Source organism: Achromobacter sp. UBA2119 (genome assembly GCF_002331005.1).
In the GTDB taxonomy this organism is placed as follows: domain Bacteria; phylum Pseudomonadota; class Gammaproteobacteria; order Burkholderiales; family Burkholderiaceae_B; genus Achromobacter; species Achromobacter animicus.
Map to the genome: position 1 here is coordinate 90,262 of NZ_DCYD01000008.1, position 21,000 is coordinate 111,261.

At 63.4% G+C, this 21,000-nt stretch carries 18 protein-coding genes and 1 riboswitch; of the genes, 16 read left to right on the plus strand and 2 right to left on the minus strand.

Annotated features, from left to right (window positions below; genetic code table 11):
- Positions 1 to 2 precede the first annotated feature (2 nt).
- From leuC to B3098_RS04215, 12 genes are all read left to right on the plus strand, one after another.
- Positions 3 to 1,424, plus strand: coding sequence for a 3-isopropylmalate dehydratase large subunit (leuC, locus tag B3098_RS04160; RefSeq protein WP_279975688.1), 1,422 nt, complete (start codon positions 3 to 5; stop codon positions 1,422 to 1,424).
- Complete coding sequence (leuD, locus tag B3098_RS04165; RefSeq protein WP_286891942.1) at positions 1,421 to 2,071, plus strand: 3-isopropylmalate dehydratase small subunit; 651 nt, start codon at positions 1,421 to 1,423, stop codon at positions 2,069 to 2,071. Before leuC ends, leuD begins: the two co-directional genes overlap by 4 nt.
- Before the next feature lie 37 nt (positions 2,072 to 2,108).
- A complete protein-coding gene (locus B3098_RS04170; RefSeq protein ID WP_286891943.1) occupies positions 2,109 to 2,996 on the plus strand; it encodes an alpha/beta fold hydrolase in 888 nt (295 codons plus the stop codon).
- Between the two features lie 91 nt (positions 2,997 to 3,087).
- Positions 3,088 to 3,324, plus strand: a complete 237-nt coding sequence (locus tag B3098_RS04175; RefSeq protein WP_175124935.1) for a DUF1289 domain-containing protein — start codon at positions 3,088 to 3,090, stop codon at positions 3,322 to 3,324.
- 158 nt (positions 3,325 to 3,482) lie between these two features.
- The gene (locus B3098_RS04180) at positions 3,483 to 4,529 is read left to right on the plus strand and encodes a glycosyltransferase family 4 protein (RefSeq protein ID WP_175124936.1); all 1,047 of its coding nucleotides are present in this window, start codon (positions 3,483 to 3,485) and stop codon (positions 4,527 to 4,529) included.
- A 61-nt stretch (positions 4,530 to 4,590) separates the two neighbouring features.
- Positions 4,591 to 4,725: riboswitch (S-adenosyl-L-homocysteine riboswitch) on the plus strand.
- 100 nt (positions 4,726 to 4,825) lie between these two features.
- Positions 4,826 to 6,244 (plus strand): adenosylhomocysteinase, encoded by a 1,419-nt coding sequence (gene ahcY, locus B3098_RS04185; RefSeq protein ID WP_175124937.1) that lies wholly within the window; start codon positions 4,826 to 4,828, stop codon positions 6,242 to 6,244.
- A 123-nt stretch (positions 6,245 to 6,367) separates the two neighbouring features.
- A complete protein-coding gene (locus B3098_RS04190) occupies positions 6,368 to 6,703 on the plus strand; it encodes a phage holin family protein (RefSeq protein ID WP_056327402.1) in 336 nt (111 codons plus the stop codon).
- A gap of 129 nt (positions 6,704 to 6,832) precedes the next feature.
- The gene (gene metF / locus B3098_RS04195; RefSeq protein WP_056571275.1) at positions 6,833 to 7,675 is read left to right on the plus strand and encodes a methylenetetrahydrofolate reductase [NAD(P)H]; all 843 of its coding nucleotides are present in this window, start codon (positions 6,833 to 6,835) and stop codon (positions 7,673 to 7,675) included.
- A 324-nt stretch (positions 7,676 to 7,999) separates the two neighbouring features.
- Positions 8,000 to 8,914, plus strand: a complete 915-nt coding sequence (locus B3098_RS04200) for a DUF4123 domain-containing protein (RefSeq protein ID WP_286891944.1) — start codon at positions 8,000 to 8,002, stop codon at positions 8,912 to 8,914.
- Between the two features lie 17 nt (positions 8,915 to 8,931).
- Positions 8,932 to 11,802, plus strand: coding sequence for a toxin VasX (locus B3098_RS04205; protein ID WP_286891946.1), 2,871 nt, complete (start codon positions 8,932 to 8,934; stop codon positions 11,800 to 11,802).
- Positions 11,803 to 12,058: 256 nt separating this feature from the next.
- Positions 12,059 to 12,982, plus strand: coding sequence for a DUF6708 domain-containing protein (locus tag B3098_RS04210; protein ID WP_286891948.1), 924 nt, complete (start codon positions 12,059 to 12,061; stop codon positions 12,980 to 12,982).
- 393 nt (positions 12,983 to 13,375) lie between these two features.
- The gene (locus B3098_RS04215; RefSeq protein ID WP_286891950.1) at positions 13,376 to 14,104 is read left to right on the plus strand and encodes a DUF6708 domain-containing protein; all 729 of its coding nucleotides are present in this window, start codon (positions 13,376 to 13,378) and stop codon (positions 14,102 to 14,104) included.
- 194 nt (positions 14,105 to 14,298) lie between these two features.
- Here the strand turns inward: B3098_RS04215 and B3098_RS04220 are convergent, their stop codons facing one another.
- On the minus strand, positions 14,299 to 15,297 hold the full coding sequence (locus B3098_RS04220) for a tripartite tricarboxylate transporter substrate-binding protein (protein WP_175136834.1): 999 nt from the start codon (positions 15,295 to 15,297) through the stop codon (positions 14,299 to 14,301).
- Positions 15,298 to 15,558: 261 nt separating this feature from the next.
- Positions 15,559 to 16,656: a LacI family DNA-binding transcriptional regulator gene (locus tag B3098_RS04225; protein ID WP_286891953.1), complete on the minus strand. Its 1,098-nt coding sequence runs from the start codon at positions 16,654 to 16,656 to the stop codon at positions 15,559 to 15,561.
- Positions 16,657 to 16,881: 225 nt separating this feature from the next.
- Between B3098_RS04225 and B3098_RS04230 the strand changes: the two genes are divergently transcribed.
- From B3098_RS04230 to B3098_RS04245, 4 genes are all read left to right on the plus strand, one after another.
- Positions 16,882 to 17,973 carry a Gfo/Idh/MocA family protein gene (locus tag B3098_RS04230; RefSeq protein ID WP_286891955.1) on the plus strand — a complete coding sequence of 364 codons (1,092 nt, stop codon included), beginning with the start codon at positions 16,882 to 16,884 and terminating at the stop codon, positions 17,971 to 17,973.
- A 31-nt stretch (positions 17,974 to 18,004) separates the two neighbouring features.
- Positions 18,005 to 18,919 (plus strand): sugar phosphate isomerase/epimerase family protein, encoded by a 915-nt coding sequence (locus B3098_RS04235; RefSeq protein WP_175124945.1) that lies wholly within the window; start codon positions 18,005 to 18,007, stop codon positions 18,917 to 18,919.
- 130 nt (positions 18,920 to 19,049) lie between these two features.
- Entirely contained in the window at positions 19,050 to 20,228 is a 1,179-nt protein-coding gene (locus B3098_RS04240) for an aldose 1-epimerase family protein (protein WP_286891956.1), read from the plus strand.
- On the plus strand, positions 20,225 to 20,986 hold the full coding sequence (locus tag B3098_RS04245) for an SDR family NAD(P)-dependent oxidoreductase (protein ID WP_286891957.1): 762 nt from the start codon (positions 20,225 to 20,227) through the stop codon (positions 20,984 to 20,986). The genes B3098_RS04240 and B3098_RS04245 overlap by 4 nt, the downstream gene beginning before the upstream one ends.
- The last annotated feature ends 14 nt before the right edge of the window (positions 20,987 to 21,000 follow it).

A 21,000-nucleotide genomic window follows, 5' to 3' on the forward strand; every position in this document is an offset into this window, starting at 1 on the left:
ACATGCCCGGCATGACGCTTTACGACAAACTGGTGGCCAGCCATGAAGTGGCCCGGATCGATGCGGAGCACGTGCTGCTTTACGTCGACCTGCACATCATGAACGAGTACACCAGTCCGCAGGCCTTCAGCGGCCTGGCCGCGCGGGGCCGCGACGTATTGCGTCCGGGCCAGCAGATGGCGGTGGTGGACCACATCATCCCCACGCATCCCGTGCCTTCCGCGCTGCGCGTGATTGCGGACGATGCGTCGTCGCGCCAGGCGCTGAACCTGAAGCGCAATTGCGATACGCAGCGCATCGCGCTCTTTGACACGACCGATCCGCTGCAAGGCATCGAGCACGTCATCGCGCCGGAACACGGCATGATCCTGCCCGGCATGGTGGTGCTGTGCGGCGACAGCCACACCACCACGTACGGCGCGTTGGGCGCGCTGGGCTTTGGCATCGGCACCAGCGAGGTCGAGCACATTCTGGCAACGCAGACGCTGGTCTACCGCGTGGCGCGCAACATGCGGATCCGCATCGACGGCGTGCTGCCGGCGCATGTGTCGGCCAAGGATCTGGTGATCTACATCGTGCATCGCATCGGCGCGCAGGGCGCGCGCGGCCATGCCGTGGAGTTCTGCGGCGAGGCGGTGGCCGCACTGTCGGCCGAAGCGCGCATGACCCTGTGCAACATGACGGTCGAAGCCGGCGCGCGCGCCGCGCTGATCGCGCCGGACGCCGTCACCGACGCCTACGTCACGGCGCACGCGCCGCAGCTGGGCGGCGCCATGCTGGACGACGCGCGCGCCTGGTGGGCCACGCTGCGCTCGGACGACGACGCGCGCTTCGACGTGGAACACGCGTTCGACGCGGGCCGCATCGCGCCGTTTGTGACGTGGGGCACGAGCCCCGATCAGGCAATGCCGGTCGATGGCGCCGTGCCGGATCCGCGGGACGAGCCCGACGCGCTGGCCCGGCTGGCGCTGGAAAAAGCCATGGACTACATCGGCCTGGCCGCGGGCGCGCCCATCGCGGGCGTGCCGATCGACCGCGTCTTCATCGGTTCCTGTACCAACGGCCGCATCGAAGACCTGCGTGTCGTGGCCGATCTGGCGCGCGGCAAAAAGGTGGCGGCGGGGGTGCGGGCGATGGTGGTGCCCGGTTCGGGCGCAGTGCGCGCGCAGGCCGAAGTCGAAGGGTTGGCCGCCGACCTGATTGCGGCCGGCTTTGAATGGCGCCAGCCCGGCTGCTCGATGTGCCTGGCCATGAACGACGACGTGTTGCGCCCCGGCGAGCGCTGCGCGTCCACCACGAACCGCAATTTCGAGGGACGCCAGGGGCGGGCAGGGCGCACGCACCTGATGAGTCCCGCGATGGCCGCAGCGGCTGCGCTGGCGGGCCGTATCGTCGATGTGCGCACCTGGGGAGACGCCAAATGAATGCCATGACCGAAGGCGTGGCCGCGCCGCTGCCGTACTCCAATCTGGACACCGACCAGATCATGCCCAAGCAGTTCCTGCGCATCATCGACAAGGCGGGACTGGACAAGGGACTGCTGTACGACTTGCGCTTTGACGAAGCGGGCGCGCCGCGGCCGGACTGCGTGCTGAACCAGCCCGCGTACGCGGGCACGTCCATTCTGGTGGCGGGCCCGAACTTCGGCTGCGGTTCCAGCCGCGAGCACGCCGTCTGGGGCTTGCAGCAGTTCGGCATCCGGGCGGTGATCGCGTCGAGCTTCGGCGAAATCTTCTACTTCAACGCGCTCAACAACGGCCTCTTGCTGGTGACGTTGCCACCGGCCGAGGTCGACGCCTTGCTCTCGAAGGTGTCCAATACGGCGGCGGCCGGCGCAAACCGCGTCAGCATTGACGTGATGGCCGGGCAGGTGCGCGCGGCCGACGGCTGGACCGCACACTTTGACCTGCCGGCGCGGCATCGGCACATGTTCGCGCAGGGGCAGGACATGGTGGGTGCAACGCTGCAGCAACTGCCCGACGTCGAGCGTTTTGAAGCCCGCCATTGGGCGCGCTTTCCGTGGATGAAGGACGTGGCGCGTCAGGTGCGCGACCGGCTGGACGCCGCCTAGCGCGTAACGTGCGCGACAACAAAAGGAGATGACGCAGATGACCGCCTTTTTCGACCTGCCGGTGCGGCGCTTTCGGGCCAACGGCGTGGAGATCGCCGCGCGCATCGACGGCTCGGGTCCGCCCCTGCTGCTATTGCACGGCCATCCGCAGACCCACGCCATCTGGCACCGCGTCTGGCCCGAACTGACGCGTCATCGGACCTGCGTGGCTGCCGACCTGCGCGGCTATGGCGACAGCGAGAAGCCCGCTGCCAGTGCCGATCACGCCGCGCATTCGAAGCGCACCATGGCGGCAGACATGGTGGCGCTGATGCGCGGTCTGGGCCATGACCATTTCGAGATCCTGGCGCATGACCGCGGCGCGCGCGTCGCGCACCGGCTGGCGCTGGACCACCCCGAGGCCGTCTCGCGCATGATGCTGCTGGACATCGCGCCCACGCTGGATATGTATGAAGGCACGACGCGCGCCTTTGCGCAGGCCTATTTCCACTGGTTCTGGCTGATCCAGCCGGCGCCGGCGCCGGAAACGATGATCGAGCACGATCCCGTCTTCTATCTGCGGTCCGTGATGGGCGGTCGGCCGGGCGGACTGGCGCATTTTTCGGCTGAGGCCATGGCCGAATACGAACGCGCCGCGCGCCAACCCGGCTGGGCAACCGGCATTTGCGAAGACTACCGCGCGTCCGCCACGATCGACCTGGACCACGACAAGGCCGGCCGCGCCGCGGGCGAGCGCCTGCGCATGCCGGTGCGCGCGATGTGGGGCGAGCGCGGCGCCGTGGGCCGGAACTTCGATGTGCTGGCCCTGTGGCGCGCGGTGGCCGACGACGTGACCGGCGGCCCGCTGCCCGGCGCGCACTATCTGGCCGAGGAAACGCCGGGCGCGGTGCTGGCCGAAGCCGGAAATTTCTTCGGCTGGCGATGAAGGGACGGGGGCGCACCGCCTGTCAATCAAGCCTCGGCAGGCGATAGGGCTATCCAAAAAGGGACGCACCCCTGGTGTTAACCTTCGGCCCATGAATCGTTACTTCGCCGATCTTTCCGAATTGCCCGACGCCGAGGACGCCCAGCGCGCCTTCAAAGCGTCGGATTCACCCTGCGTGGCGGTGTGCTCCACGCTGTTCGACGACATCTGCCGCGGATGTGGGCGCACCGCCATGGAAGTCGCCAACTGGGTGTTCATGTCGGAAGAAGAAAAGCGCGAAGTCTGGATCCGCATCAAGTCGCAAGGGTATCCGCGGCGCAACAACTGATGCGCTGCGCACTGAGGCGCCGCCGCGCCTGGGCATGACCACGCCGCCATCCCCATTGAAGCCACGTTAAAGTCGCGAAGCCGCGCGCTTGCGTCCCCGTCTTGGGCTTGTCACATGGCGCAGGCTGAATAGCGCCATTGCCCACTTCCGGCTCCATCATGCGCATCGTTCTCGTCACGGATGCCTGGCATCCGCAAGTCAACGGCGTCGTCCGCACCTGGTCGACCATGCGGCAGATCCTCAGCGACTGGGGCCACGAGTTGATCGTGGTCAGCCCCGAGGGCAGCCGAACCATCCCCGCGCCCTCCGAACCCGATCTGCGGCTGTGCCTGCAACCCGGCCGGCAACTGCGCCGCATCCTGGGCGACACCATCCCCGACGCGCTGCACATCGCTACGGAAGGCCCGCTGGGTCTGGCCGCCCGGCGCATGGCGATGCGGCGGGGATGGCGCTTCACCACGTCGTTCCACACCATGTTTCCGGACTACCTGCAGGCGCGCATGGGCATTCCTGCCGCGCTGCCGTGGCGCTACCTGCGCTGGTTCCACCGGCCGTCGCAATGCGTGCTGGTGCCCACCCCCACGGTGCGCGACATCCTGGTGCGGCGTGGCCTGGCGAATCTGCGCGTCTGGTCGCGCGGGGTCGATCCGCGCAAGTTCCAGCCCTCGGCCAGCCAGGCGTTCCAGGACCTGCCCCGGCCAGTCTGGCTGAGCGTGGGCCGCGTGGCCAAGGAAAAGAACCTGGATGCCTTCCTGTCCCTGGATCTGCCGGGCAGCAAGGTGGTGGTGGGCGCAGGACCTGACGAGGCCCGCCTGAAGAAGCGTTTTCCGGACGCGGTCTTCCTGGGCATGCAGCAGGACGGTGCGCTGCCCGGCTTTTACGCGGCTGCCGACGTGTTCGTGTTTCCCAGCCTGACCGACACCTTCGGGCTGGTGATGCTGGAGGCCATGGCCTGCGGCACGCCGGTGGCGGCCTTTCGCAGCGAGGCGCCGCTTGCCGTGGTCGAGGAGGGCGTGACGGGCCGGCTGGACGACGATCTGAAGCGGGCCTGCCTGGCCGCGCTGCCGCTGCACCGGGACGCGGTGCGCGCGCAGGCGCTGACCCGCAGCTGGGATTCAGTCGCGTCGGATCTGCTGGACGCACTGGTGCCGCTGACTCAGGGCGATTCGCGCGGCGCGGCCAGCGACTGGGCGACCACCACCTGAAACACACGCGCCGCCCGGATTTGCTAGCCGCACGGCGCGCCAACCTTGTACAATGCCCGGCAATCCTGAGGAGCGTTGCGACGACCCTGCGGTCCCCCATGTGTCTTACCCATGCGGACCCCGGCTCGCCAGGCTCAGGAATCCTTGTTCAAGCGCCGCGCCCCGCGCGTCGCTACAGCAACGGCGCTCACCTTTGTCGCGTATGGCGGGAAAGGCGAGCACTCGACTGTCGTGGTGTATTCGCGTTGTCCGGCCATCTCGTGCGCCGTTCGTATTTCACGTGGAGCCTACACACCATGAACGCTGTGACTGATAAATCCTTTTCCGACTACCTCGTCGCCGACATGTCGCTGGCCGGCTGGGGCCGCCGCGAACTGGCCATCGCCGAAACCGAAATGCCCGGCCTGATGGCCATCCGCGAGGAATTCGCCGCATCGCAGCCGCTCAAGGGCGCGCGCATCGCCGGCAGCCTGCACATGACCATCCAGACCGGCGTGCTGATCGAAACGCTGGTGGCGCTGGGCGCCGAAGTGCGCTGGGCTTCGTGCAACATCTTCTCCACGCAGGACCACGCCGCCGCCGCCATCGCCGCGTCCGGCACCCCGGTCTTCGCCGTCAAGGGCGAGACGCTGGAAGAGTACTGGCAGTACACCCACAAGATCTTCGAATGGCCCAATGGCCAGAACGCCAACATGATCCTCGACGACGGCGGCGACGCCACGTTGATGCTGCATCTGGGCACCAAGGCTGAAAAGGACATCTCGGTGCTGGCCAACCCCGGCAGCGACGAAGAGCGCATCCTGTTCGCCGCCATCAAGGAAACCCTGAAGCGCGATCCCAAGTGGTATTCGACCCGCCTGGCGCTGATCAAGGGCGTGACCGAAGAAACCACCACCGGCGTGCATCGCCTGTACCAGATGTCGCAAAAGGGCGAGCTGGCCTTTGCCGCCATCAACGTCAACGACTCGGTCACCAAGTCCAAGTTCGACAACCTGTACGGCTGCCGCGAATCGCTGGTCGACGGCATCAAGCGCGCCACCGACGTCATGGTCGCCGGCAAGATCGCGGTTGTGGCTGGCTACGGCGACGTGGGCAAGGGCTGCGCCCAGGCGCTGGTCGCGCTGCGCGCGCAAGTGTGGGTCACCGAAATCGACCCGATCTGCGCCCTGCAGGCCGCCATGGAAGGCTTCAAGGTCGTGACGATGGAAGAAGCCGCCGCCCACGGCGACATCTTCGTCACCGCCACCGGCAACTACCATGTGATCACGCGTGAGCACATGAACGCCATGAAGGACCAGGCCATCGTCTGCAACATCGGCCACTTCGACAACGAAATCGACGTCGCCGCGCTGGCCGATTGCCAGTGGGAAGAGATCAAGCCGCAGGTCGACCACGTCATCTTCCCGGACGGCAAGCGCATCATCCTGCTGGCGCAGGGCCGTCTCGTGAACCTGGGCTGCGCCACCGGCCACCCCTCGTTCGTGATGTCGTCCTCGTTCGCCAACCAGACGATCGCCCAGATCGAACTGTTCACGCGCAACGACGCCTACAAGTCCGGCGAAGTCTACGTGCTGCCCAAGCACCTGGACGAGAAGGTCGCCCGCCTGCATCTGAAGAAGCTGGGTGTCAAGCTGACGACCCTGCGCAAGGACCAGGCCGACTACATCAGCGTGCCGGTCGAAGGCCCCTACAAGCCCAACCACTACCGCTATTGATGGATGTAGCACAATAGGAAAATTCCGCGCCATGTCGGCGCGGGTTTTCCGGTCTGCGGGTCACGCCCGTCGCCGCCCGGCGCCGACGGGTCCGCGGAGCGTCAATACAGGAGTTCGAACATGGTGACACTGATACTCGTCTGGATCCTGAACGCAGTGGCCTTGCTGGCCGTTGCCTACCTGCTGCCCGGCATCACGGTGGCCAGTTTCGGTTCGGCGCTGATCGCCGCGCTGGTGCTGGGCTTGGTGAACATGCTGGTCAAGCCGGTCCTGGTGCTGCTGACGCTGCCCATCACGATCGTTACCCTTGGGCTCTTCCTCATCGTCATCAACGCCTTGCTGTTCTGGTTCGTGGGCTCCGTGCTCAAGGGCTTCCAGGTCAACGGGTTCTGGTGGGCCGTGGGCGGCGCCATCCTCTACAGCATCATTTCCGGTCTCCTGACCAAGCTGATCCCGTAGGGAAAGCCCCCCCGAGCGCTGCGCGCTTCCCCCAGGGGCGTGCCTGCGGACCGGCGGAGCCCGGATCCGCGGCACCCCGCGGGGGCCGCACCTGCCCTAAGCGGCGCTTGGCGCCATAAAAAGATTGATATGTCCGAATCGAACTCTCCTGCTTTTAGTCTGGAATTCTTTCCTCCGCGTGATCTGGCCGGCCAGGAGCGTCTGGTGCGTGCGGCCAAGCAGATGCTGGCCATCCAGCCCAAGTACGTCAGCGTGACGTTCGGCGCGGGCGGTTCCACGCGCGCCGGCACGGCCGACGCGGTGCGCACGCTGCGCAATCTGGGCTGCGATGCGGCGCCGCACTTGTCGTGCGTGGGCGCGTCGCGCCAGGATCTGCGCGACATCCTGCAGGCCTACAAGAACGAGGGCGTGCGGCGCGTGGTGGCCCTGCGCGGCGACCTGCCCTCGGGCATGGGCGGCGACGCGGGCGAACTGCGCTACGCCAATGAACTGGTGTCGTTCATCCGCGAGGAAACCGGCGACTGGTTCCATATCGAAGTGGCCGCCTATCCCGAAATGCACCCCCAGGCCGCCAATCCTTCGGCCGACCTGGACCATTTCGTGACCAAGGTGAAGGCCGGCGCCGATGCCGCCATCACGCAGTATTTCTTCAACGCCGACGCCTATTTCGACTTCGTCGACCGCGCCCGCGCCAAGGGCGTGAACGTGCCGATCGTGCCGGGCATCATGCCCATCACGAACCACACGCAGCTGCTGCGGTTCTCGGAAATGTGCGGCGCAGAAGTGCCGCGCTGGATCCGCCTGCGCCTGGCCGAATTCGGCGACGACAAGGCCTCCATCCGCGCGTTTGGCGTGGATGTGGTGACCGAGCTGTGCCAGACCCTGCTGGACAACGGCGCGCCCGGCGTGCACTTCTACACGCTGAACAGTTCTGAAGCGCCGCTGGCGATCTGGAAGGAACTGACGGTGTAAGCCGTCAGCTGCGCGCGGCTCCAGGCTTGCCGCCCGCCGCCCCTTGCGATAGGCCGGCGGTTCCGTCGGAATTCATGAGACGGTTAGCCCAACCCCCGCGAAGCTATACGCTGAGTGGGGGTTTTTCTTTTTTGGGAAACCGTTCGTTGGCAAGCTCGCCAACGAGCGGCGATTTGTTAACCGGTCCCAACCCTCTGTCAAATCAGACCTGCTCTTCTGAGCTTTCGAACTATTCATATGTCCAAGGGGACGGTCCCGCCTTAGATTGAACGACTTATCGTTCAACTGACGAGTGACACGCACATGGCGGGTGCAGCGACTGACTTGATCGCCGAGGCGTCCCGATGGACACGTCGGGTAGTAAATGCATTGCCATGCCCGGATTGGGCCACGCTTGAACACGGATCTCGCCCCTGGCTTCTTCTGGACGGTGCGCACAGCGACACGCTCGAAAGCGACCTTCTGCAAATCAAGAGTGGTTTCGAATACCGCTGGGTCTGGCGCGACACGCCTCGGGAATACCGGAATCCAGGCTATCGACACGGACCCCTGCTGGTACCGCTCGACAAGGCCTTGTTCAACCACGCCGTTGAACATTGGCTCCGCCAGCAAGCAGGAATCATCCTGGTGGCCCCCGACGATATCGACCTCCTCGTCGCCCATCTGCAACAGTTGCATCAACTGACGGGCACTGAGGGATTCCCCATCAGGTTCAGCCTTAATGGCACGCGGGTGCTCGAAGAGTTCTGCGAAGGCTTGACGGCGCATTCCCTGTGCAGGCTGTTCGGCCCCATCCAACGCTTCATCTGGTATGCGGGCGACGAGCATCAGGGCGAATGGTTGGGTGCCGACTCTCCCGTACAGGGACACGCCGCACCTGCGCTGGACGAGCCCATCGCCCTGACAAAAGCCGACGAGGTCTCACTCGATCAGGCCAGCCTCGCGTGGTTCGTGCGCGACTGCGTGCGCAGCATTCGTCGACAAACGCCAGCGTACGACGACCCCGAGCATGAACCGGCCTTGTGGCGGCGCACCGACCTGTTCGTTCGCGAGGCCGCTGATCAGCTTGCGCTCACCCTGGAACGGGATGTTCGCCACTACGTCGATCTGCGGTTTCGCTATCCACAAGATTTTTTCGCGAAGGATAGCGTGCTCCGGGACATCCTGAGCGAACGGCACATTCCCGGAAAGCATCGATTGATGGATGCCCAAGCACGACTCTCGGCGCTCGCGGCTTAGTAAAGGAAGCCTGTCACGTGAACTTCAAAAAGGCACTGGGCTCCATCCGCCCGAACGAGAAACGCCTTGGCAAAGCCATCTCTCCACCGCCCTGCGAACGCGGCGTGCCTCTATATCCGTTGCGGTATGGCATTGCCGATTACGCGTGGGACAAGGAAGTGTTTCCCCGCCTGAATAGCGATGGCTATCCCGCACTCACGGCGGGCAAAGCGTACGGTTTGCGGACATTGCGCCCGGGCACCTACGTCTATCTCTGCTACTTCGAGCATGGACGCATGTGGACGCAACACTACCAAGTTACTGATGACGTCAAGTTCGCCCGCATCTGGTGGAGTTATGACGACGACCAGGATGCGACGCCGGGACGGCTAAGCCGCCCCGATACGGTCGGCGCCCAAACATATCTTTTCGCGCCAGATGCAAATACTGCCGAAACTGTACACATCCTGGTCAGTGACACGCTGCTGTCCCATCGCAAGCTCTGGGCCATCGAGACCAACGAGGGCGGGCTTCGCGATGCGTTGAGCACGCAATGCAGGCCTGCCGGCAATCCCTATCAGGAACACGTCTTCGACGCGACGCTGCTGGGTCAGGCTGCGCCGGAACTCGCCTCGCCATACGGACACGGTGCGCCCACGCCTTTCGCGTGGAGCGAAATCCAATTCTCAGAAGAGGCGCCAAACCACCATAACGTGTTGGGCAACATGTACATCGCGTTGCTGCCGCGGAAGGATTTCACGCCTCTGGTGGTGGCATTGCAGGATCCGATTGGGATTGCCAGCGAGCTTCATTACCTGATTACCCGTTCCGTGGCGCTCAAGACGGAATATGCGGGTCGAAATGCGCACAAGCTGCAAAGCGCAACGTTGATCTGCGATTACTTCCAGGGAATGAAGAAGCAGACGAGCAAAAACCCGGCCTTGGGCCAAACGATGGCGAAGCAGCAAAACCTGGTGAATTACGCCGGCGCAATGTTGTTTCCGGACGGTTACGCCAAGGAAATCAAAGCGTTCGACAGCACTATTGCAGCAGCGGTAATGGACTCGCTTGCGTGGGTTCGTCTTATCGATCCGTCGCGGTTATTGGGCAAGGCGCTGCACTGCTTTGACCGCAGCGTGATTCACAACGCGCATGACTATAAGAACGCTGTTCTTCAGTGCATTGGCGGGCTGGTGCATTCCAAAGATGGAATACAGGGTCTGAACGACCTGGTCAGTTTGCCCGTCGACAAAAGTCCTTATTGGCTCGCGCTGGCATATGGCAGTGAGTTGCTCCTTGCCCGTCTGAAGTCGAGCTCTGGAGAGATTGCCAAGAATCTTTTCAGCGTTATGGACAAATTTCTGGAGGACCACAAACTCACTGCGGCGTCCGATGCGCTGATCGGGCTGCTGCAGGCGATGCCGGAGCCCAAGGTGGCAGATGTACTGATGCCACGTCTGCGGCACGTAATGGAGGTCAGAGCTGGCTTCACTATTGTTCGCTATGACATCGGTCTGGGGGATTTGCACCGAGCCGCTTATGAGCTCCAAGGGTATCAAACACTCGGCGAAGACAGGTTGCGTGGGTGGAAGATGCCAACGCCCAAGATCGACCATGCAGTTTCGGGTAAGAGGACATCAGTCTATGACTGGGTGAAGGTTGGTGAAACCACGTACCGCGAACTTGGCGAGACGACCACGGACAAGACGGCCCTACCGCCGTCCAGGTCGATTCAGATGGAAGGCAATCCATTCATCAAAGTGTTCAATCGCTTGCGCGCGCCAGGCGGACATTTGTTCACTGGACTGGGTGGGTTTCTCGCCCTTGCGGGGATGCGCAGTTCGCTAAAGAATTTGCATTCTGGTGAAAACCGCGTGGCAGCACGGACTAACGCGTTGGGTGCAGGCATGGCATTGATTGGCTCCAGCATTGAGATCGGAGCAACTGTGGTCGCGGTACGAGCCGGAATTGGAGGCAATACTGCCCTGGCGACGAATGCCAAAATATTCGCCGCTAAAAGAGGTATCGCTATATTTGGCTCTGGTAGCGCCGGCCTCATTGCCCTGGCTGAGTCTTTCAGGGCAATTGGCGCGTTCCGCAACAGCAACCCCGAACAGGGGGCAATGCTTGTCGGCTCAGCCGTTGCCAATGGCCTGTTGGGCTTCGCCATGTGGGCAGGAGGTACGGCAACTGCAGCCACCATTGCAGGAGGTGGAGGAACTATCGCAGTGCTCGGCCTCACCCCTCTGGGCTGGATAGTCATCGCCACCGTAGCAGGCTTCGCTATGGTCGCCTTCTCCTTGGGCATAGATATGTCTAAACATGGGCCGGTAGAAATCTGGCTCAAGCACAGCGCGTGGGGCGTCGACAGACGGCGCTATTCCAACCAAGAAGAGTTGGATGCGTTCCACGGCCTATGCCATCGACCCCGAATGTCTTGCGATTGGGCTCAACGGACAGGCTACTCCGTAGGCAATCTCCGCATTAGCTGCCAGCTACCTGGAATGCACGACATGCCAGAAGAAAACTTCCAGGCGAGGCTCGCGTTTACCTTGCATGGGAAGAAGTTAACTCCGATAAGGGGGCCTATTGCTCATGCCGCCGGGAGAAACCCTATCGATTATCGCCAAGAATGTTTGGTCACCAGACTGGGTGCGAGCGGCGAAGAATGCGGTTGGGCCATACAGATGCACGAAAAAACCAAAGTCGCGCTGGAGTATTTGTACTTTCCTGACCCTGAGTCAGAACCCAGCCTCGCCCTGCGGCAGCCGAAGGCGCCTACCCCGTTGGTATTCTCAGCGGGCGGATGGTTTACTGACCCAATCGATTCTGCTCACCTGGATCCCGTATGGGGGCCACCCGAGGCCGAAACTCAGACCTCGTCGCTCAAGAAAAATAACCGTGCGTGATTCGCACCACTATCTCCTTCGGTCACTTCCGAAGCAAATTTTCCTTTTTATGGGCACAAGCGCGGCGAACTGCCATTTTTGTTAGCCCGGTTCTCCGTGGTTATCTCCGTCTTCAAAAGAGAAAAAATGCGCACGTGCGTAAGCGAGCTACCCAACTTGGCAACCACACAACCGAATAACCTGAGATGAGCGAATTAACACGATTTCCAAGTAGCCCGAATGATCTGCAGAAGCGGTTGCAGTTCGGAGCGCATGGATGACGGACAAAGTTCAGCGCCTACCGAAGAATCTTCGCCTCGGGGGCACGACGCTGCGAAACGATCGACAAACCGGCGAACATCCTCAAACAGACGGTGTGCGCAGGACTAATGCTCAGTCGATAGAGTTGGAGACATTTACCAATTTCACTCAAAGCGGTGCTGCTGGTGCTATAGGCCTGTCGATCGTCGGTGCGATCGTAATTTGCACTCTTATGCTCTTTGCTATGGGAATTGAGAGCGTCACTATTCGCGATATTGTCGAAACGGCGCTCTACGTCCCGATGGCGCCGGCGGTGATCTCAATTATTTACTTTGCCGGCGGTGGTCATCGCAGCCGTGGCGCATTTATCCGCATCCATCGGGGAACCCGCAAGCTCTACTTCGTCTCCTCAACGTATAAGCGCTTACACGTGCTCGATTGGGATGAACTTGAGGCACTGGTCGGATACATCCCCATCGTCTCTGCAAATGGTTTTGCCAGCCGGCACCCGCTCTACTTGATCGGTGTCGATCACACCATGGACCCGCCGACCGAGATCTGCGTTGCATGCGGAAACCTCGGCCTGTTCGACGGTGACCGATCTGCGAAGTCGCTCTGGGCTTACCTTCAGGCCTTTATGGCTTACGCTCCTGAAGGTTTACCTGATCCTCCGCCTCTACCTCCTCGGCTAAGCCGAAAACAGGAGACTCTTAGGCCATACCGGGACTGGTATGACGCGCTGCACCGTAGGCTGTCCACACCCCAAGGCATGCTGAAAGCGCCTATCACCATTCCACTGTGGCTGGGTTGGCTGTTAATCGGGGCCTTTCCGGATAGCGTTGAAGCCTTCATCCAATACAACGTTCCTTATACGAAGTTCCCCAAGGAAATCGATCAATTGTGCGGGTTTGATGAAGTGAGCTTCGATCATTCGCGTTAAAGGTGGACGCTCTGAGGCGTGATGGGTTACCCAGATATCGAAGCATGACGTGGGTCGCCGGTTCGATTTGCGGTGAGTTGGGGCAACCCCATGCGCCTACGCCATTGAAATTCTTGCCGGAAATCCTCATTTTGACGCGATCGAATTGGTCAAAGTCAAATCTGTCCGGACGCCAAAGTAATGCCTGACACCAAACGCCTGCCAAGAACTCTCCGCTTCAGCGGTACGCCTCTTTACCACCACCGGCCCACGGGAGAGCATCCTCAGCCGGACGGGGTGAGGCGAGTCAATGAACAATGTGTCGAGCTCGAAACGTACGCAAACTTTACGCAGAGTGGAGCCGCCAGACATATCGGACTCGGTGTGGTGGTAGCGATAACGGGGGTCATCTTGATGCTGGCTATTCTGAACGAGGAGAATTCGAATCTCGAAAACTACCTTTCGATTATCTTGGCCGCGCCGGCGTTGCCTGCAGTTACGACACTGATTTACTTTTCCAGCGGAGCGCATCGGACCCGTGGCGCTTATGTTCGGATTAATCGGCGTACACAGAAGCTGTATTACGTTTTTCCCAGGGATAAACGACTTCACGCTATCGATTGGGCTCACGTCGAGGCTCTGGCCGGCTACATACCGATATTTTCGGGCACCATCAATACGTCCAGACATCCGCTGTACCTGTTCGGCGTGGATTTAGCCATGACCCCACCCACCGAGATCTGTGTGGCATGTGGGAACCTTGGAGTAGCGGTCGGCGACCGATCGACCAAGGCATTGTGGGCCTGTCTTCAGGCCTTTATGACCCACGGTCTCGACGGTTTGCCCAAACCGGCACCGTTGCCTCCTCGACTAAGCCGCAGACAGGAAGCCCTCCAACCGTACCGAGACTGGCATGCAGGATTGCGCCGCAGACTCGCCAAGCCCTACGGCACCTTGAAAGCGCCGATCACTATCCCGCTTTGGCTTGGCTGGCTATTGATCAACGCTATTCCGGACAGCGTGGAGGCCTTTGTTCAATACAACGTGCCGTACGCGCAGTTCCCAAAAGACATCGACGAGTTGTGTGGCTTTGAAGAAGCTCGGTGGCCGGCCCTTGGCAGCGGCGACCGCATTCAGCCGTAAAACCACTTGCACGCGATGGGCGTCATGAGTGTGGATTCCCGCGCCAGTCCCAACTCTAGTGATGGAGCGGGGCGTGTCCCCAACCGATTCCCCATTGATTTGAGCAAAGCCCGATTTCCGCCAGCACTTTTTCGCCGGCAGAAATCGGGCTAGTCATGGCTTACGTTGGCGCACTGGGGACGTCGCAGCCCGCATCAATCCGCGTACACACCCGCCTTCCGAATCACCCCGCCCCACTTGTCCACTTCAGACTTCAGCCACGTCTGCAGACCCTCGGGCGTCTGCTTGGCCTCGGGCACGATTTCGGCGCCCAGTTCGGCCATCTTTTGCGTGAATGCCGGGTCCTTCAGCGCGGTGCGCAGCGCGGCGTTGAACTTGTCGATCGCCTCGGGCGGGGTGCCCTTCGGCGCATAGACGCCGTGCCACACCTTCACCTCGAAGTCCTTCAGGCCGCCTTCCTTCAGCGTGGGCGCGTCCGGGAGTGCCTTGATGCGGTCCAGCGTGGTGACGCCGTACAGCTTGACGCGTTCGGCCTTGATCTGCGGGATGGTCTGCGTTGTCTGGTCGCACAGCACGTCCACCTGTCCGCCCAGCAGCGCGGTCATGGCCGGCGCGGTGCCCGCGTAGGGGACCGTCGTGAACTGCACGCCCAGCGACTCCTGCAGCAGCATGCCGCACAGCTGCGACACGGCACCCAAGCCGGCGTTGGCCAGGTTGATCTTGTTGCCGTTTTCCTTGGCGTACTTGATGAAGTTGGCCATGCCGTCGGCCGGCAGGTCCTTTCGGCCAAGCAGGGTCATCGGCACGTCGGCGACCTGGCCGACATACGAGAAGTCGGTCAGCGGATTGAACGACAGCTTGCGGTACAGCGCCGGAGCCGTCGCCATGCCGTTGTGGTGGATAAGGAAGGTGTAGCCGTCGGGTGCGGCGCGCGCCACGTGTTGCGAGGCCAGCGTGCCGCCGGCGCCGGTGCGGTTTTCGATGACGATGCTCTGTCCCAGCGTCTTGGCCATGGAGGCGCCCAGGCTGCGGGCCACGACGTCGGTGGGACCGCCCGCGGCAAATGGCACGACCAGCGAAATCGGGTGATTCGGGTAGGCTCCTTGCGCGCCGGCGTTGCCAACAGCCAGGCAGGACAGGGCCAGCACGGGCCAGGCTGCGCGCTTGATCGCGCGCGCGTATCGGTGGGACATGTCTCGCTCCTTGTAGTGTCTTTGGCCCGCGATGCCGCGCATGGCGGGCAGGCATCGGCAGTGTGGCGCGACAAGGGCGAGGTTGGGAATTCGCGGTTTCGCAAGCCGGGCTTCGGCGTGCGGAAAGGAGGGTTTACGTGGACTTGCCGGCAGAAGCGCTAAAAAGCGCGCGTGTAGTGCCTCGGATGGGCTGGATTTTGCCTGGGCCCGGGCTGGTGCGAACGGCGCGCACGGGTTCCAGACCGGGCCCGCGCCGGGCCATCACGGCTCCGGAATGTTTTCCCTGAAGATCACCTGCAGCCGCGGCAGGTAGCTGGGTTCCGGTGCGCCCTTCACGGCCGCCACCAGCAGCTTCACGATCTCCCGTGCCTCGACGCGCGGGTTCTGGTCGATCACGGCGTCCATCGTGCGATCGAGCAGCAGGCGGCGCGTGGCTTCGGTGAGGTCGTGGCCGACGAAGACGATGCGAGGGGCGGAGGACGCATTGTCCGGGCGGGCCGCGTTCGGCCGGGCCGCGATCGGCCGGGCCGCGTCCGGCCACGCGTCGGCCGCCCATGCCTCAGCCGGCCGCGCCTCCTTCAGCGCCCGCGCGATGCCCTGATTGCCCGCGCCGATGTTGTAGATCGCGTGCGGCGGGTCTGTGCGCAGCAGATCCTGCGTGACGGCAAAGGCGCGGTCGCGGTCGTCGCCGATCTCGAGCGTGTGGGCGATGCGCAGGTGCGGAAACTCTTCGCTCAGCAGCGAGCGAAAGCCCATCTCGCGCTCTTCGTGGCCGCGATAGGCCAATGACCCCACGAACACCGCGACCTTGCGTTCGGTGTGATGCGGCAGAAATCGGCCCAGCAATAGCGCGGCCAGGCGGCCTGCGGCGCGGTTGTCGATGCCCACGTACCCCAGGCGCGCCGAGATCGGAATGTCCGACACCAGGGTGCTCACGTGCACGCCGCTGTCGCGCAGTGCCATGATGGCGTCGCGCACCTGAGGATGGTCCAGCCCGACCAGGCCAACCGCCTGCGTCTGCTCGCGCAGTTCGTAGAGCTTTTTCGCGAGCTTGTTGGCGTCGAATCCCTCGATCAGATGCAGGCGGGCCTGCACGTCGGGGCGGGCGGCGGCTTCTTCGAGCAAGTGCCGGCCCAGCGCGGTCATGAAGCTGTTGGTGCCGGCGGGCAAGACGAAATCGACCCGCACGTCCTGACTGGCGGACTCGACGCCCGGAACGAAGTAGCCCAGGCGATTGGCAATCGCCAACACGCGGTCGCGCGTCTTGCCGCGCACGCCGTCCCGGTCGTTCAGGACCCGGTCCACCGTCGCGGTGGACATGCCGGCTTCACGGGCAATGAGGGAAATGGTGGGGCGCATGGGGGATCAGGCTCTCAATACACCATCAGGACGATGGCAGCGCGGCCATCATAAGCCATCATTTGCAATCATTCGAGATCAAAAAGGTAACGCCGCGGCCCTATGAGCGCCCACCGTCTTTACCCCTGATTGTTTTGATGTGAATATCGCGGCTCAATACATCAAACACAGCACGGCACGATGCCAGGCAGTCGACAGTGCATACCAGGCCGGCAGGAGGAGCACATGTCGAACCCTACCTTGGTGCCCGACCCCCCCGTCCGCGAACGGCGCTTTCGCATCGGCTGCATCGGCGCCGGCATGATCATGGCCGAGTGCCATCTGGCGGCTTATCAGCAGGCCGGCTTCACCGTGGCGGCGATCGCGTCACGCACCCGCAGCAAAGCGGCCGCGGTTGCAGAACGCTATGGCATCCCGTGTGTGCATGACGACCCCCTGGCCCTGATCGCGGATCCGCAGATCGAGATCGTGGACATCGCGTATCCGCCCGACCAGCAGCCCGCGCTGATCCGCGCCGCATTGCGCGCCCCGCACGTGCGCGGCGTGCTGGCGCAAAAGCCCCTCGCGCTGTCGCTGGATGAAGCCCGCGCCTTGCGCGCCGAGGCCCGGGCCGCCGGCAAGATCCTGTCGGTGAACCAGAACATGCGCTACGACCAGTCGATGCGCACGCTCAAGCAGCTGCTCGACCAGGGCGTGCTGGGCACGCCGGTGTTTGCGCAGATCGACATGCACGCAATGCCGCACTGGCAGGATTTCCTGCGCGGCTACGACCGTCTGACGCTCTCGAACATGAGCGTGCATCACCTCGATGCCCTGCGCTATCTGTTTGGCGAGCCCACCGAGATCACCAGCATCACCCGTCCCGATCCGCGCACCGAGTTCGCGCATCAGGATGGGCTGGTGAGCACCACGCTGCGCTTTGGCAACGGCCTGCTCGCGCTGTCGCTCGAAGACGTGTGGTCGGGTCCGCGGGCCGAGGGATATCCCGACGACCAGCACATCCGCTGGCGCGTGGAAGGCACCGAGGGCGTCGCGCGCGGCACCATCGGCTGGCCCACCGGCGAGCCGTCGACCCTGAGCTACGCCTCGCGCGCGGCCAATGGCCATACCGACGGGCGTTGGGTGACGCCGACGTGGGACACGATGTGGTTTCCGCATGCCTTCATCGGCGTGATGGAGCAGTTGCAGTACGCGCTGGCCAGCGGCACCGAGCCTGCGTTGAGCGTGACCGACAACGTACGCACGATGGCGCTGGTCGAGGCCGCGTACACGTCCATCGCCGAAGGCCGCACGGTACGGCTGCCGGCTGTTGAATAACCAGACAGAAAAACAGACGGAGACAACCATCATGATCCAGACCGGAATCTTCTCGGGCTACTTTCCCTATGAGCTGGAGCGCACCGCCAAGGTGATCCGCTCGCACGGCTTCAACACCGTGCAGCTGGACCTGCATTTCAAGGACATGGAGCTGGGCCCGGGGCAACTGACCGCGCAGAAATGCACGCAGATCCGCGACACCTTCCGCAACTACAACCTGCCGGTGTCCTGCATCTCGGCCTACACCAACATCGTGCATCCCGATCCCGCCGAGCGCCAACGCCGCAACGGTTATCTGAAAGAGATCCTCACGCACGCACGCCAGTTGGGCTCGCCTTACGTGATCTCGGAAACCGGCACGTTCGACACCGAAAGCGACTGGGTGCATCACCCCAAGAACAAGACCGAGGAAGGCTGGGACCAGTGCCGCGCGGTGATCGCCGAGCTGTCGCAGCATGCCTACGACCATGGGGCGGTGTTCCTGCTGGAGACCTACGTGAACAACGTGGTGGGGTCGGTCGAGGAAACGCTGCGCATGTTCGCCGAAGTAGACCACCCGGGCCTGGGCCTTCTGATGGACCCGACGAACTTCTTCGAAGCGCACAACATCGACCAGATGGACCGCACGCTCAATCAGGTGTTTGACGCGCTCTCCGACAAGATCTGCATCGCGCATGCCAAGGACGTGAAGCGTTCCGGCGATGACAAGTCGGAAAAGCACAGCGACATCGGTGACGACAGCGCGGCGGAAAGCCATACGTTCCGTGGGGTAGGGGAGATCGAGTTGCCGGCGCCGGGCCTGGGCGCGCTCAATTACGACCTGTACCTGCAGCGCCTGGCCAAGAAGCACCCCAACATTCCCATCATCATCGAACACCTGACCGAAGACGACGTGCCGCGCGCCAAGCAATTCCTCGACGAGCGGCTGCGCGCGAACGGTCTGTAGGCAGGCGCCCCAAGCAGTACCGGCGCGCCGCGAAGCCATCAACGAACAGCGTCCGCGGCGCGCCTCTTGAACACGATTCCGAACACCGACACCGGTGGACGCGCGCCCGCGCATCCGCCAGGGAGAACTCATGCCTGACATTTACGGAACCTGGATGACGCGCCGCGACGTAGAGGCGCGCACCGGACAGCTTGCGCAGTTTGCCGGCGTACGCCTGATGACGCTGGACGACGGGCTGGAGCGCGGTATCCGCATGCTGGAGTTCCGCAGCGGCACGGGCCTGCGCTTTACGGTGCTGGTGGATCGGGCGATGGACATCGCCGACTGCGAATATCGCGGTATGGCCATGGGATGGCAATCGCCGTCGGGCTTTCGCCACCCCGGGCTGCACGACTACGAAGGCGAGGGCGGACTGGGCTGGATGCGTTCGTTTTCCGGGCTCATGATCACCTGCGGGCTGGATCACATCCTGTTCATGTACGACGCACCGGCCGACAACTATGTGTACGGCCCGCGCAAGACGGCCAAGCAATCCATCCATGGCCGCGTCGGCACCATTCCCGCGCGGCTGACCGGTTACGGCGAACGCTGGGATGGCGATCGCTGCGTGCTGTGGGCCGAAGGCGTGGTGAGCCAGGGCACGGTGTTCGGCGAGCATCTCGAGCTGCACCGCCGCATCGAGATCGAGGTGGGCACCAACGACATCAAGCTGTCGGATCGTGTCGTGAATCGTGGCTTCTACCGCACGCCCCATATGCTCTGCTATCACATCAACCTGGGCTATCCGGTGCTGGATGTAGACTCGCGCTATCTGGCGCCGATCCGCGAGGTGGTGTGGGCCGCGCACGAGCAGGACTACCGCAAGCAGGGCGTGGGCTACCGCCGCATGCCGGCGCCGCAGCTGGGCTTTCATGAGCAGGTGTGGCAGCACGAGATGGCCGCCGCGGCCGACGGCAGCGTGCCGGTCGCCCTGGTGAACGACGCGTTGGGCCTGGGCATGCAGGTCAGCACCTACAAGCATCAATTCCCCTGCCAGTATCAATGGCAGAACCTGCAATCCGGCCAGTATGCAATGGGCATCGAGCCCTCCACCAACCATGTGCTGGGCCAGGGCGCGGCGCGCGAGCGCAACGAGCTCATCTGGCTCGAGCATGGCGACGAGCGCCGCTACGACACCACGTTCAGCGTGCTGGGCTCGGCCGCCGACATCGCGGCCTGCGAAGCTCGTATCCGCGCAATCGCGGTGCAGCCCGAGACCGACTATCCGCCGTTGTCGGGACGCTTTGCGCCCATCGCGGGGCGCACATGAGCGCGCGCTTCTCGTTGCAAGGCCGCCGCGTGCTGTACACGGGCGCCGCGGGCGGCTTTGGCGTGGACACCACGATTGCGCTGCTGGAAGCGGGCGCACGTGTGATTGCGCTGGACAACCACGCCGGGCATATCGATCGCTTGCGCAGCACCGTGCCGGCGCAGTTGGCCGGCCAGCTTCAGATCCTGCAGGCCGACCTTGCCGACGCCAGCGCGCTGCAATCGCACCTTGAGCGGCTGACGGCCGAGGGCACGATCGACGTCGTCATCAACAACGCGGCCATCTATCCGTCGCGCCCGTTCGAGGAATACAGCGATGCCGAGCTGGCGCGCGTACACCGTGTCAACGTGGAGGCCGCCGTGCAGATCGTGCGCGCGGCACTGCCGGGCATGCGCGAACAGCAGTGGGGCCGCGTGATCAACATCTCGTCGATCACCCTATCGGGCGGTTGGGAAAACCTGCTGCCCTACGTGCAGTCCAAGGGCGCGATGGTAGGGGCCACGCGCGCCTTCGCCCGCGAGTTCGGCAAGTGGGGCATCACGGTCAACGCCATTTCGCCGGGCGCGTTTCCGACCGACGCCGAGAAGATCCATCCCGATCCCGAGGGCTACAACCGCATGGTGCTCGAACGCCAGTCGGTCAAGCGCCGCGGGCACGCCGGCGACATCGCCGCGGCCATCTTGTTCCTGGCCTCGGACGAGGCGGGTTTCGTTTCCGGACAGACGCTGGCGGTGGACGGCGGCTGGGTCATGCACTGAGGCGCATCGGCGCC

What these genes read in the sequence shown, in the direction of transcription:
- B3098_RS04240 (WP_286891956.1), top strand. Translation starts at nt 19,050, where the DNA reads ATGCCTGACATTTACGGAACCTGGATGACGCGCCGCGACGTAGAGGCG.
- B3098_RS04230 (WP_286891955.1), top strand. Translation starts at nt 16,882, where the DNA reads ATGTCGAACCCTACCTTGGTGCCCGACCCCCCCGTCCGCGAACGGCGC.
- metF (WP_056571275.1), top strand. Translation starts at nt 6,833, where the DNA reads ATGTCCGAATCGAACTCTCCTGCTTTTAGTCTGGAATTCTTTCCTCCG.
- B3098_RS04215 (WP_286891950.1), top strand. Translation starts at nt 13,376, where the DNA reads ATGCTGGCTATTCTGAACGAGGAGAATTCGAATCTCGAAAACTACCTT.
- leuC (WP_279975688.1), top strand. Translation starts at nt 3, where the DNA reads ATGCCCGGCATGACGCTTTACGACAAACTGGTGGCCAGCCATGAAGTG.
- B3098_RS04225 (WP_286891953.1), bottom strand. Translation starts at nt 16,656, where the DNA reads ATGCGCCCCACCATTTCCCTCATTGCCCGTGAAGCCGGCATGTCCACC.
- ahcY (WP_175124937.1), top strand. Translation starts at nt 4,826, where the DNA reads ATGAACGCTGTGACTGATAAATCCTTTTCCGACTACCTCGTCGCCGAC.
- B3098_RS04180 (WP_175124936.1), top strand. Translation starts at nt 3,483, where the DNA reads ATGCGCATCGTTCTCGTCACGGATGCCTGGCATCCGCAAGTCAACGGC.
- B3098_RS04175 (WP_175124935.1), top strand. Translation starts at nt 3,088, where the DNA reads ATGAATCGTTACTTCGCCGATCTTTCCGAATTGCCCGACGCCGAGGAC.
- B3098_RS04170 (WP_286891943.1), top strand. Translation starts at nt 2,109, where the DNA reads ATGACCGCCTTTTTCGACCTGCCGGTGCGGCGCTTTCGGGCCAACGGC.
- B3098_RS04210 (WP_286891948.1), top strand. Translation starts at nt 12,059, where the DNA reads ATGACGGACAAAGTTCAGCGCCTACCGAAGAATCTTCGCCTCGGGGGC.
- leuD (WP_286891942.1), top strand. Translation starts at nt 1,421, where the DNA reads ATGAATGCCATGACCGAAGGCGTGGCCGCGCCGCTGCCGTACTCCAAT.
- B3098_RS04220 (WP_175136834.1), bottom strand. Translation starts at nt 15,297, where the DNA reads ATGTCCCACCGATACGCGCGCGCGATCAAGCGCGCAGCCTGGCCCGTG.
- B3098_RS04235 (WP_175124945.1), top strand. Translation starts at nt 18,005, where the DNA reads ATGATCCAGACCGGAATCTTCTCGGGCTACTTTCCCTATGAGCTGGAG.
- B3098_RS04245 (WP_286891957.1), top strand. Translation starts at nt 20,225, where the DNA reads ATGAGCGCGCGCTTCTCGTTGCAAGGCCGCCGCGTGCTGTACACGGGC.